This window comes from Streptomyces sp. NPDC001493, assembly GCF_053597235.1.
Genome location: NZ_JBSFHV010000014.1, coordinates 1 through 12,271 on the forward strand (window position 1 = coordinate 1; position 12,271 = coordinate 12,271).

Sequence of the window (12,271 nt, forward strand, 5' to 3'; positions counted from 1 at the left end):
CGTCCTCGTACTGGGCGTACGAGGACGATTCCGACAACGCGGCGAGCGTGCGTGCCGGGCGTCGCCCGGCAGACAGCACTTTGACGACACGACCTGGCCCGGTCGCACGGCGTTGACGTCCGCGGTGCGATCCGGGCCGTGACGCGTCACCGCGCCGGCGGGTTTCCGGGCTGCCCCGGCTCCCGGGATTCCGTCAGAGCGCCCGCAGTCCGTCGATGACCTCGCGCAGGATGCGTTCGTCGGGCAGCTGCGCGGGCGGGACGGGACGGCAGACCGACACGTGGCCGCCCTCCAGCAGGTCTCCCAGCAGCACCCGCACCACGCCCACCGGGAGATCGGCGTCGGCGGCGAGCTCCGCGACCGACTGGGTCTCGTCCTGGCACAGGGCGAGCAGCGCCCGGTGTTCCGGGCCGAGCATCGTCTCGGCGTCGGGGTCGGACGCGCCGTCGACGACGACCAGCGCGATCAGATCGAACCGCACCCCGCTGGGGCCCGGTTTCGTACGCCCGCCCGTGACGGCGTACGGGCGCACCAGAGGTCCCGCGTCCGCGTCGTACCACTGGCTTCCGCGCAGGGCGTCCGCGCCGGTGCCCATCTCCCGGTCCCGGTAGGGATCGTGGAACCCGTAGAGCTCCCTGCCGCCGTACGCCGCGTCGGGGTCGTCGGACATTCGCACCGTTTCCTCCCTCCCTCAGCCCGCGGCGGGAGGCTGTGCGAGCCGTGCCGGCGTGCCCAGATGCTCGCCGACCCGTTTGACGAGGCGGGCCATCTCGTACGCGACCAGGCCGATGTCCGCCACGGCGTCGCTCAGTACGGCCAGGCAGGAGCCGTCCCCGGCCGCGACGACGAACAGGAAGCCGTCGTCCATCTCCACCATGGTCTGACGCACCCCGCCCGCCCCGAAATGGCGGCCGGCGCCCTTGGCCAGGCTGTGGAAGCCGGAGGCGACGGCTGCCAGGTGTTCGGCGTCCTCGCGGCTGAGCACACTGGAGGCGCCGACCGCCAGGCCGTCGCCGGAGAGGACGACGGCGTGCCGTACCTCCGCGACCCGCTTCACCAGATCGTCCAGCAGCCAGTCGAGTTCGCCCGAGCGGTGGTTCAATTCCGTCCTTCCGTTCGCGATCATCCGGGATCTCCTACGTCGATGGGGTGGGCCGCCGGGCCCGGTGCGGGGGGCGCCGCCGGCGGTGGGGGTACCGCCGCCGGGCCCGGTGCGTCACCGCTGCCGCGCCGCCATCCGTCCCGGTAGGCGGTCATGCGGTCCCGGACCTGTTCGGGCGTGCGTCCGGCGGGTTCCCCCGCGCCGGTGGCCCGCTGGTCCCGCGGCGCCCGTGCCTGTTCTTCGCGGAGCTGGGGCACCAGGTTCGCCTGCCTGACGCGCCGGGGGAGCTCGTCGTCGCCCTCGGCCCGGGGCGCCCGCTCCGGCGGCTCGGCCGGGGCCTGCCTGAACGGGGTACGGGGATGGCCGCGCTCGGGTACCCGGCCGGCCGACGGGGTACGGGGCCGCCTCCGGAGTGCGGTGACCGGTGCGGGCGGCGTTTCGGGGGTGTGCTTCCCGGTCTCCCCGGAGTCCGCTCCGGAGTCGGGGTCGGGGACGGCGACGGGCGGCGGGAAGGCCGGCCGGTGCTCGCGGTCACCGGCCGCCGCTCGCGACGAGGGCTTCTCGCCCCCGGCGGCCTGCGGAGGGAGTGCGCTCCGGGGCGGGAGGGCGGCGTGCGGGGGAAGCGCGCCCGGCTCCGCGCTCTCCGGCTGCTCGTCGTGCAGCAGCGCGGTCGGCAGCAGGACCACGGCGGTGGTTCCGCCGTACGGGGAGGCACGGAGCCCCACCTTGATCCGGTGGCGGTTGGAGAGGCGGCTCACCACGAAGAGCCCGAGTCGGTCGCTGTCGAAGAGGTCGAGCGCCTCGGACTGCTCGATGCGCATGTTGGCCTGGGCGAGGAGCTCCCCGCCCATGCCGAGGCCCCGGTCCTCGATCTCGATCGCGTACCCGTTGCCCACGGGCTCGCCGGTGATCCGCACCTTGGTGTGCGGGGGCGAGAACTGGGCGGCGTTCTCGACGAGTTCTGCGAGCAGGTGAGTGAGGTCGGCGACCGCGGCGCCCGTCACGGAGACGTCGGCGAGGCGGCGTACCTCCACGCGGGCGTAGTCCTCGATCTCCGAGACGGCCGCGCGGACGACCTGGGTGAGCGGTACGGGCCTGCGCCAGGCTCGCCCGGGGGCCGCGCCGGACAGGATGATCAGGCTCTCGGCGTGCCGGCGCATGCGGGTGGTCAGGTGATCGAGGCGGAAGAGGTCGGCGAGCTCGTTGGGGTCGTCGGCACGCCGTTCCATGCCGTCCAGGAGGTTGAGCTGGCGGTGGACCAGGACCTGGCTGCGACGGGCGAGGTTGACGAAGACTCCGGCGATGCCACTGGCGAGTTCGGCGCGCTCCACCGCTGCGCTGAGAGCCGCGCGGTGCACGATGTCGAGTGCCTCGCCGACCTGGCCGATCTCGTCCGCCGACGGTCTGCGCGTCGGGGATTCGGCCTTCACGTCGATCTCCTCGCCCGCCCGCAGGCGCTCCATCGCGCGGGGCAGTTCGCGGCGGGCGATGGCCAGGGCGCTGTCGCGCAGGCTCCCCAGCTCCGTGACGAGCCGGCTGCCGATGCGGACGGAGATGACGAGCGCGGCGGCCACGGCGGCGAAGCCGAACAGGACCGCCGCGCCGTCGGGGCTCGTCAGCCCGCTCGTCAGCGGATCCGAGCCGCCCGCCACGCGCTCGGACGCGGCGGCTTCGACGGCACGCATCCGGGTGAGGACGGGGCCGCCCGCGAGGGACCAGGCGTCGGCCGACACCGCGCGGGCGGCCTCGGTACCGGGCCGCGCGGAGAGCACCGCGTCCTCGGCGCTCTCCAGGGCGCGGTAGGAGCTGTCCGCGGCGAGGTCCTGCCAGGCGTCACGTTCACCGGGGGGCAGGTCGGCGGCGGCTGTCTCCGTGAAGGAACGCCGCGCCTCGACCGCTCCCGTGAAGCGGAGCAGCGCCCGGCCGTCGAGCGTGCCGCTCCGGGCGGCCACGGCGAGGAGGACGTCCTCGCGGGCCAGCATCTCGTCCGCCCTGCCGAGTTCGAGCAGGACGCGCGCCTCGGGGCCGACGTCGGCGTCCTGGATTCCGGTGAGCGCCCCGAGCACCCCGAAGGCGGAGCCGATGGCGTCGGTGTAGGCGAGATAGGCGTTGTCCCGGTCGGTGTCGTTGTTGGCGCCGGCGTCCGAGGAGGCGCGGAGACGACCGCGCAAGGCGTCGAGACCGTCGGCGCGTGAGAGGAAAACGTCCATGCGGGTGGCGAGACCCGCCGGGAGGCTTCCGGTGTCCGCCACCGTGTGCCCCTCGCCCATGCGCAGCCGGTCGAGCGCCGCGTCGGTGCGGACGGCACGGCTCTGCAGGGTCGCGGCGGCGGCCCCGCCCGGTGCGGCCGCCTGGACGAGCGCCGCCTTCCGTTCGGCCTGGAGCGCGTCGACGGCTTGCCGGACCGGGGTGCGCACCGTGGCGTCCACCCGCTCCGCCTGGCGCAGTCGTGCCACCTCCTGGGCAGTGGTGACGGTCGCGAGCCCCCACAGGGCGAGCAGGGACACCACCGGCACCATCAGCAGGGCGAGCACTTTGGCGCGTACGGTACGGGGCCGCAGGGACCAGGTACGCCGGCGTCCCGACGGGTCCTGCGGGCGCCGCGAGAGGGCGCCGAGTACGACACGCTCGTCGGCCGGGGGTCCCGCGTGCGCGCGCCGGCCGCGTACCGGGGGTATGGGCCGGTCGTCCTGGGCGCCGGGCGCCTGGGTCGTACGGAGTGGGCGCATGGCCTCCTCGTTCCGGTCGGGAAAGGGGTGGTCGGGGGACGGGTACGGCGGCCGGTCAGCGGGTGGCGGCCGTGGAGGGGTCGCCGGGCGTGGTGAGCCGGTCGGTGTGCCGGGCGCGCTCGGCCGAGGCGGACACGTAGGCGTCGGTCTCGGTGTCGGCGTCCCGCGCCGCGGGAGAGAGAGCGACGAACGCCGAGGTGAGGAAGAGGTAGGAACCGAGCCCGACGGTGAGGGGGAAGATGAACTGCATGGCCGTGGCCCCGGTCAGGGGTGCGGCGGACGGGGCGACCTCGACGCCGACCGCCAGCATGCCGGTGTAGTGCATGGAGCTGACGGCGGCGCCCATCACGAGGGAGGCGAGCGCCACGGCTCCGGGGGTGTGGATGTTGAGGGCCGCCCAGAGTGCCGCGGTGGCGGCGACGACGGCGATCACCACGGAGACCGCGACCATCGCGGGGTTGTAGTGGACCTCGCCGTGCAGGTGGATGGCGGCCATGCCGAGGTAGTGCATGCTCGCGACGCCGACCCCGGTGGTCAGCCCGCCGGTCATCAGGGCCCGTTCACGGTTGCGGCCGTGGCCCACCGCGAAGACGCCGAGCCCGACGACCACCATGGCCACGATCAGGCTGAACAGGGTGAGGCCCACGTCGTAGCGGATGTCGGTGCCGGTGACCCCGAAGCCGAGCATGGCGACGAAGTGCATCGTCCAGATGCCGGTTCCGAGGGCGGATGCCGCGGTGAGCAGCCAGTTGCGCCGCGAGCGGCCGGTGGTGTGCAGCGCGCGCACGGTGCATCGGAGTCCGAGCGCGGCGCCGATCGATGCCATCGCGTACGACAGCACGGGTGTCAGCCAGCCGAAGGTTGCGTGGTCCAGGTGTCCCATAAATCGGGGACGCTAGCCCGGCGGGAGGTACGTGCCGGGGGCACACTTCGAAATTCATGGAATATGACGGATCGCCGTTCCGAACCGATCGGAGAGTGGCTGATTCTGTCGCCCAAAGCCAGCGAACGGACGCAAGGATTGTCGCCATGAACCCGCCAAAACCGCTCGCACCGCGTGGAGCAGCCGCACTTCAACACGGCTCGGTGAAGTCTTCCCGGCCCACCACGAACTCACTCCTCCCACAGCCCCGTTCCGGCCACCGGACCGCGACCGGAGTCGTGCACAGACGGGAACGACCGCCTCCTCGCCCTCACCCGCCGCGCTCCGCCACGGTCCGGCCGCCCCGGTACGTGGGGTCACTCGGCGGCGGCACCGTCCGCCGCGCGGCGGTGCGGCACCGGGCAGCCCCGGATCCCCGGTGTGGGGAAGGTGCCGAGCGCGGCCACGTCGTACCCGTCCGGGTAGCCCTTGATCTCCGGGTTCTGGCGGGCGAAGTGCGGCTCGGACCGTGGCGGGAGCAACCGGACCGCCCGAGCCCGCAGGCGCAGCGCTCCCCTCGTCAGGCCGCGGGCCAATGCGCTCGGACGCCGGTAGCGGAAGGCGTCGATCAGCGCGTCGTCGAGGAGCGCGAGGCTCGCCCCGCGCAGCAGCGGTGCCAGCGGCGCCGAGTACCAGGAGGCCATCAGGCCCAACGTGGCGTCGGAGACCCTCCTCGCTCCCTCGTCCCACCCGAAGTGGGCGCTCTCGTACGCGTCGAGGGTCTCCTCGAACTCCTCGTAGGTGCGGGGCAGATCCTTGATCCCCATGTGCGCGCCGAGCGTGCGGTAGTAGACCGCACAGGCCTGGCGCTCGTGGGCGGAGAGCGCGCGCCAGCCGTACGCGTCCAGCCAGCGCTTGGGGACCACGACGAAGGTACAGAGCACGTAGCGCATGTCGTCGTTGCTGATGTCGTAGCTGCGATGCATCGCGTTGATCCGCCGGAGGGCCGTACGGCCTTCCCCGGAGTCGAACCCGTGCTCCACCACGGAGTCGAGCAGGAGCGCCGTGTCGTCGTACCGCTTCTGGGAACGGTCCGTCAGCTCAGCCGTCTCCGCGAGCAGTCGGCCGATGCTGGGTACGGCGTAGGTGCGGTAGAGGGCGAGTTCGAGGGCGCGGGTGATGTCCCAGGGGAATTCGAGTGTGACGGACAGCCGGTAGATCCGGAGGAAGTCCCTCTCGGGGTCGAGACTCCGGATTTCCTTCAGCCGGTCGAACCTCTTCATGCCCGCGTCCCTCCGTCGGTCCGGAGCTCCACTGTAGGGGTGGGGGAAGCGCCCGGACCCGGCTCACGGGAGCGGCTGCGGACCCGAAGCCCGCGATCACCTGCCGTGCGGGGTCTCGACGGCGGGGTTACCGGGTGGTTAGGGTGCGCCGACGCATCCCACGAACGAGTTACAGGCAAGAGGAGGACACCGTGGCCGGGACGGACGACACGATCGCCGCCGACGACGACACGCTGTACGTGCTGACCGCGCTCCTGCTGACCCCCGCGAGTTTCCCCACGGTGCTGGGCGACGACTACCCGGCCGCGTGCCGCTCGCTCTCCCTCGAACCGTACGAGGAGGGGTACGGCCTCGTGCTCGGGCAGGACGGCTCGGGTGCCCGCTGGACCGTGGTGACCGAGGACGCCACCACGGTCGCCGGTGCCATCGCCGCCTGGGACTGCGGCATCGCGTACGAGCTCTCGCCCGACGACCGCACGGTCGTGTGCGCGCTGCCGGGCTGGCCCCTCGCCCTCGCGGTCGCCGCGCCCGGAGTGCCCGCGCCCCACGACCCGGAGCCCACCGAGGACGGTTCCGGAGGGACGCTCCTTCTGACGCCCCCTTCGGAGAGCGACTGGGGCCCGGAGCAGCGGCGGATGGGGGCCGACGAGATCGCCGCGCGATGGGCGTCGTGGCGCGAACAGGTCGACGGGACCGGGGCCGGCCCCGGAGCGCCCGCGGTTCAGGGACCGGAGAGCGCGGGGACGAAACGGCACCCTGGCGTGCGCAGAGCATTGGAGGAGGCCCGCGACTACCTGGACTCGCCTCCGCCGCCGGGACGCATCAGGTCCTCCTTCGCCTCCGCGGACGCCCGGACCCTGCGGGTCGACGGGCCCGGCTGGTCCCTGGTCGCGAGGACCGACGACATGGCCTTCGTCCTGCTGGACGACGAGCCGGGCGAGGTGCAGCAGGTGCGGCGGGGTGAGCAGCTTCTCGGGCTCCTGGCCGCACTCGACGCGCTCGCCGCCCGGCCCGCGTAAGGCCTCCGCGGCCGTCGTGCCGGGGTCTCGCCGGTCGGGGACCCCGGGTCAGACCCGGTCGAGGGCCTTGTGCGGCCCGACGGGGAGCTCGGCCCGGACTGTGTCTCCGGCTCGTACGGGTCCGCCGTCCACCACCACTCCCATGATCCCGGCCCTGCGGACCACGCGTCCCTCGTCGTCGCGCCCGACGACGCGCTTGAGCAGTCCGCTCCGGAAGGCGTCGATCTGGAGGCACGGATTGCGCAGCCCGGTGACCTCGACGACGGCCTGGTCCCCGAGGTGCAGCAGGGTGCCCACGGGGAGGGCGAGCAGGTCGAGGCCGCGGGTGGTGACGTTCTCCCCGAGGTCCCCCGGGGCGAGGTCGAAGCCCTCGACGCGCAGTTCGTCGAAGAGTTCCTGCTGGATCAGGTGGACCTGGCGGAGATTGGGCTGGGTGGGGTCCTGGGCGACCCTGCTGCGGTGCTTGACGGTGACGCCCGCGTGGATGTCGCCTTCGACCCCGTGTCCGGCCCGGAGCGTGATGCTCTGCCGGACCGGCTTGGTGAAGGTGTACTCGCCACTGCTGCTCACCGCCACGACTGTGCCGTTCAGCGTCCCATCTCCATGCGTCGTATGCGTCGGATCCTGCGCCGCTGCGAGGGATCGAGCAGCAGATAGCCCGCGGCGGGCACCCCGATCAGCACCACGAGAGCCCACCAGAACCCGATGAACGGGATCAGGACGGCCGCCACGACAACTCCCCCGATGGCAATCTTCGCGCCGTTCGACATGATGGTGCCTCCTCCGCGGCACGCAGCCGCTTCATCTATGACAACGCCTTCAGGGCGCGTACGGTTCCCCGCCGGGCGACATCGTGGCCGGGTCCGGGATCAGCGCAACGGGGCGCCCACCTCGTGCATGTGGGACAGCCCCTGACGGTAGGACTCCACGAGCCCCGTCTCCGTGTACGGCATCCCGATCCGGCGGCAGTACTCCTCGACCAGCGGCTGGGCCAGGCGCAGGTGGGGGCGCGGCATGCTCGGGAAGAGGTGGTGCTCTATCTGGTAGTTGAGCCCGCCGAGGAACCAGTCGGTGAGGACGGCGCCCCGCACGTTGCGCGAGGTGAGGACCTGTCGCTGCAGGTGGCCCCAGCGGTCGCCGTCCGGGTCGGGCATCTCCATGCCCTTGTGGTTCGGGGCGAAGGCCATCCCCAGGTGCAGCCCGAAGAGGGCGTGGAGCACCAGCGCGAAGACGACCGCCTTTCCGGCCGGCATGGCGGTGAGGAAGAGCGTCGCCCAGAGCGCGAGGTGGGCGACCATCAGCAGGCCGGACAGCACGCCCTCGCGGCCGGGCTGCCGGCGCAGGAACTGGAAGCCGGAGACCTTCAGCGCGATGCCCTCCAGCAGCAGCATGGGGAAGAAGAGGCGTGCCTGGTGGCGGGTGAGCCACCGGGCGAAGCCTTCCCGCCGGGCCGCCTGCTTCTGGGTCCAGACCAGGGCCCCCACACCGACGTCGGGGTCCTTGTCGATGTGGTTGGGGTTCGCGTGGTGCCGGACGTGCTTGTCGTTCCACCAGGCCTCGTTCATGCCGAGGAGGAGGTTCCCGTGGACGAGGCCGATGATCCGGCCCGCTCTGCGGTTTCCGGTGATCTGGGCGTGCCCCGCGTCATGTCCGAGGAAGGCGGTACGGGTCCACAGGACGGCCAGCGGCACCGCGAGGAGCAGCGTCCACCAGGTGTCGCCGAGGAGTTCGATGCCGGTGGCGACCGCGGCCAGGCAGAGCGCGTTCACGGCGATGCCCGCCGCGTACCAGCCGGTGCGCCGGTCCAGCAGCCCCTGCCCCTTGACGGTCTTCAGGAGCGGCGCGAAATCGCTGCCGCCGGGGGTGTCTCCGGTGAGACCCCGCGGGGCGGGCACGGCCTCCGGGGCGGTCCGGGCGCCCTCCGCGTCCGAGGAGGACGGGGCGACTGAGGTCGCGGCCCGCGCTCCGGACGGGTCGGTGGCGGTGGTGGTCGCCTGGGGCATGGCATCTCCAGCTCTCTGGACGGGTGCGCCTACCCGAAGAAACGTAATGAAGAGGGACATGCGGCAGCCATGACGCCACCATCCCGATGAGCAGGGGGTATTCCCCCTGCTGCCAGGGTGGTGCTGTCCCCCGTACGAGCCTTGCGGGCGATCCCAGTCAGCCCGTTGACGGTGGTGCACCCCCCGGGAACCGAACGGCCGTTCACCTCGTCGTCCGTGTCGGGGTACACCCGCCGGGAGGCGGCTTCCGCCTCCGCCCGTGATCCGTAACCGTCCTCTGGAGAGCACCGATGCACCGCAGACGAATTCTCCAGGCGGCGGCCGGCTCCGCGGCGGGCCTTCTTCTGCCGGCGTCCGTGCGCGGGGTGGACGCGCCCTCGGCGGGGACGGACAGCGCGCTGGCCCGCTGGGCACCCGCCTCGGCCGCCAACTACACCGTGCCGGGAGGCACCTCGCCCCGGCGGGTCGACCGGGTGGTCGTCCACGTCACCCAGCAGACCTTCAGGCAGACGCTCGGCATCTTCCGGGACCCCACGAAGAAGGTGTCGGTCCACTACGTCGTGCGGTCCGGTGACGGTTACACAGCCCAGTGCGTGCCGGAGCGGGACATCGCCTGGCACGCGGGCAACTGGGACCAGAACGTCCGTTCCGTCGGCATCGAGCACGAAGGCTGGGTGGACCGCCCGGAGTACTTCACCGCCGCGATGTACGAACGGTCCGCGCTGCTCACCGCCGACATCTGCGACCGCCACGGCATCCCACGGGACCGTACGCACATCATCGGCCACTACGAGGTGCCGGGGACGGACCACACCGATCCCGGTCCGCTCTGGGACTGGGACCGCTACCTGCGGCTCGTCCGCCACGCCTGAGGGGATCAGGTACCGGCCACACGCCGGACCGGGCACCGCCCGCGCCGGACCGGGAACCCCCCGCGCCCCCTCGTCAGTCCCGTCGCCGCCCGTGGCGCAGCCGGAACCAGACGTCGCGCGCCTGCCGGCCCGCGGTGGTGCGGCTGGCCGAAACGAGCCGGTGCGCCTGCTGGCGTGTCTCGACCATGGGCCCGGAGCCGCGCAGCGGGCGGCCGGCCGTCTCGTGGAGGAAGAAGGTGGAGACGAGCCCGATGACGCCCGCCACCATCAGATAGTAGGCGGGCACCATGTCGTTGCCGGTGGCCTCCACGAGCCCGGCGGCGAACAGCGGGGTGGTTCCGCCGAAGAGCGATACGGAGATGTTGAACGCGATCGAGAGCGCGCCGTACCGGATGCGGGTGGGGAAGAGCGCCGGAAGGGTGGAGGCCGAGGTTCCGGCGAAGCAGACGAGCAGCAGGCCGAGGATCGCGCAGCCGAAGGCCGGGAGCAGGATCCCGCCCTGCCGGATCAGCAGGAACGCCGGGATGGAGAGCGCCACCAGCGCCACGCTCCCCGCCATGAACACCGGCCGTCGGCCCCACCGGTCGGAGCTGCGGCCGACCGTGGTGATGGTCAGGACGACCAGCAGCATGGTGCCGAGGACGAGCAGCTGCGAGGTGGTCTCGGGTTCGCCGAGGGTCTCGGACATGTAGGTCGGCAGGTAGGACGTGACCATGTAGTTGGTGACGTTGTACAGGAGCACCAGGCCCATGCAGATCAGCACGGCCTCCCAGTGCTCGGTGAAGATCTCCTTGAGCCGGCCCTTGCCCGACTGCCTGGCCTCTTCCACCGGGTCGGCCTCCGCCAGGGCCTCGGCCTGTTCCTCCTGCCGCTGGAAGACGGGGGTCTCCTCCAGCTTCATGCGCATGTAGAGGCCGATCAGCCCCAGTGGTCCGGCGACGTAGAAGGGGATGCGCCAGCCCCAGTCCGTGAGCCCGTCGGTACCGAGGACGGCGGTGAGCACAGTGACCAGGCCGGAGCCGAGCGAGTATCCGACGAAGGTGCCGAAGTCCAGCCAGCTGCCCAGGAAACCGCGCCGCTTGTCGGGGGCGTATTCGGCGATGTACGTGGTCGCCCCGGCGTACTCTCCGCCCGTGGAGAAGCCCTGCACGAGCCGGCACACCAGGAGCAGCAGGGGGGCCGCGAAGCCGACCGCCGCGTAGGTGGGGAGGAAGCCGACGGCGAAGGTGCTCGCCGCCATCATGATCATGGTGAGCGCGAGAACCTTCTGCCGTCCCACCCGGTCCCCGAGCGGGCCGAAGACGAGCCCGCCCAGCGGCCGTACCAGGAACGCCGCGGCGAAGGTGGCGAAGGTCGACACCACCTGGGCTCCGGGCGAACTGGACGGGAAGAACACCTTGCCCAGCGTTCCGGCCAGATAGGCGTAGACGCCGAAGTCGAACCACTCCATCGTGTTGCCGAGTGCTGCGGCCGTGACCGCCCGGCGCACCTTCGGCGGATCGGTGACGGTGACGTCCTCGGCCCGGAACGACTTCTTTCGGCGACGTACGACCGTGCGCATCATGCGGTCCACGGCCTGGGTGTCGCGCCGGGGCCGGCCTCCCGGCTGTTTCCTGGATCCGGCCATGCGTCCGCCCCTTTCCGAGGGCTCTCGGCGTCTCACCTTCCGCGGCCCGTCACCCGGACAGGGGACTGAAGATCATCGGTGCCTCAGAGTCTGGTGCAACCGCCCGACGGAAGCCTCCCGGACGGCCCGGACGGGTGACGGCCGCACGGGGACGGCCGGCAGCGGCCCCGATCGCTCCACCTCCCCGCGACCGCGGGTGGGGGCGTTCGCCGGGACCACCGGCGGCCTCTCGGGCGCGCACGCCATTCCGAGCCGATCCATAAAAACGATAAAAACGATCTTCCGAATACTGCATAAGAACGCCAACATGACTAAGTCACTCACACCGGCGACAGATACCCGAACCCTATTCCGTACCAGCAGGAGTCCCTGTTCAATGACCGTGAGGCCGACTACGGCACTCCGGGGGACAAGCTCAATTCACCGTCGGTCGAGGATTGAATCCGCAGGAAGCGGAAAAGAATCAACCGAGCTCGCACAGGGCGAAAAAGGAGAGGCGACCAGACCGGTCTCCGGATCCGCGGAAATTCCTTTCCGCCGCCCAGGTCGCCGACTTTCGCACGGGCGCCATCACAGACGACAGCGCACCCACTCGTACGCCCCCTGAGACTTCCGCATGCGTTCGACGGCCGATTCCCCCTGCAATGGCGCAGGACCCGAGGCTGATTCCGTATTCCTACGGAGGATTTCAGGTGCACGAAAACGAATGGCCCACCGATGACACCGTCCGCTCCACGGCGCCCCCGCCGCAGCCCACCGGCCTTCCGCTCACGC

The 12,271-nt window shown here is 71.9% G+C and carries 11 protein-coding genes; 2 read left to right on the forward strand and 9 right to left on the reverse strand.

Annotated features, from left to right (window positions below; genetic code table 11):
- Positions 1 to 193: 193 nt before the first annotated feature.
- From ACWCWD_RS20380 to ACWCWD_RS20400, 5 genes are all read right to left on the reverse strand, one after another.
- Complete coding sequence (locus tag ACWCWD_RS20380) at positions 194 to 595, reverse strand: DUF742 domain-containing protein (protein ID WP_450774511.1); 402 nt, start codon at positions 593 to 595, stop codon at positions 194 to 196.
- Between the two features lie 96 nt (positions 596 to 691).
- Positions 692 to 1,126 carry a roadblock/LC7 domain-containing protein gene (locus ACWCWD_RS20385; protein ID WP_450774192.1) on the reverse strand — a complete coding sequence of 145 codons (435 nt, stop codon included), beginning with the start codon at positions 1,124 to 1,126 and terminating at the stop codon, positions 692 to 694.
- Entirely contained in the window at positions 1,123 to 3,831 is a 2,709-nt protein-coding gene (locus tag ACWCWD_RS20390; protein WP_450774193.1) for a nitrate- and nitrite sensing domain-containing protein, read from the reverse strand. Before ACWCWD_RS20390 ends, ACWCWD_RS20385 begins: the two co-directional genes overlap by 4 nt.
- A 55-nt stretch (positions 3,832 to 3,886) precedes the next feature.
- Positions 3,887 to 4,714, reverse strand: coding sequence for an MHYT domain-containing protein (locus ACWCWD_RS20395; RefSeq protein ID WP_450774195.1), 828 nt, complete (start codon positions 4,712 to 4,714; stop codon positions 3,887 to 3,889).
- A 356-nt stretch (positions 4,715 to 5,070) separates the two neighbouring features.
- Complete coding sequence (locus ACWCWD_RS20400) at positions 5,071 to 5,976, reverse strand: oxygenase MpaB family protein (protein ID WP_450774197.1); 906 nt, start codon at positions 5,974 to 5,976, stop codon at positions 5,071 to 5,073.
- A 191-nt stretch (positions 5,977 to 6,167) separates the two neighbouring features.
- Here ACWCWD_RS20400 and ACWCWD_RS20405 point away from each other — a divergent pair, with 191 nt between their 5' ends.
- Positions 6,168 to 6,995 (forward strand): hypothetical protein, encoded by an 828-nt coding sequence (locus tag ACWCWD_RS20405; RefSeq protein WP_450774199.1) that lies wholly within the window; start codon positions 6,168 to 6,170, stop codon positions 6,993 to 6,995.
- A gap of 48 nt (positions 6,996 to 7,043) precedes the next feature.
- On the opposite strand, the gene ACWCWD_RS20410 is transcribed toward ACWCWD_RS20405, so the two are convergent.
- The 3 genes from ACWCWD_RS20410 to ACWCWD_RS20420 all read right to left on the reverse strand — a co-directional run bounded on the left by ACWCWD_RS20410 (position 7,044) and on the right by ACWCWD_RS20420 (position 8,998).
- Positions 7,044 to 7,586 (reverse strand): MOSC domain-containing protein, encoded by a 543-nt coding sequence (locus tag ACWCWD_RS20410; RefSeq protein WP_450774513.1) that lies wholly within the window; start codon positions 7,584 to 7,586, stop codon positions 7,044 to 7,046.
- Positions 7,583 to 7,765, reverse strand: a complete 183-nt coding sequence (locus tag ACWCWD_RS20415) for a hypothetical protein (RefSeq protein WP_450774201.1) — start codon at positions 7,763 to 7,765, stop codon at positions 7,583 to 7,585. The genes ACWCWD_RS20410 and ACWCWD_RS20415 overlap by 4 nt, the downstream gene beginning before the upstream one ends.
- A 99-nt stretch (positions 7,766 to 7,864) precedes the next feature.
- Entirely contained in the window at positions 7,865 to 8,998 is a 1,134-nt protein-coding gene (locus ACWCWD_RS20420; RefSeq protein WP_450774203.1) for a fatty acid desaturase family protein, read from the reverse strand.
- A gap of 290 nt (positions 8,999 to 9,288) precedes the next feature.
- On the opposite strand from ACWCWD_RS20420, the gene ACWCWD_RS20425 reads away from it, so the two are divergent.
- The gene (locus ACWCWD_RS20425) at positions 9,289 to 9,870 is read left to right on the forward strand and encodes an N-acetylmuramoyl-L-alanine amidase (RefSeq protein WP_450774205.1); all 582 of its coding nucleotides are present in this window, start codon (positions 9,289 to 9,291) and stop codon (positions 9,868 to 9,870) included.
- Between the two features lie 73 nt (positions 9,871 to 9,943).
- On the opposite strand, the gene proP is transcribed toward ACWCWD_RS20425, so the two are convergent.
- Positions 9,944 to 11,434, reverse strand: a complete 1,491-nt coding sequence (proP, locus tag ACWCWD_RS20430) for a glycine betaine/L-proline transporter ProP (RefSeq protein ID WP_450774515.1) — start codon at positions 11,432 to 11,434, stop codon at positions 9,944 to 9,946.
- Positions 11,435 to 12,271 lie beyond the last annotated feature (837 nt).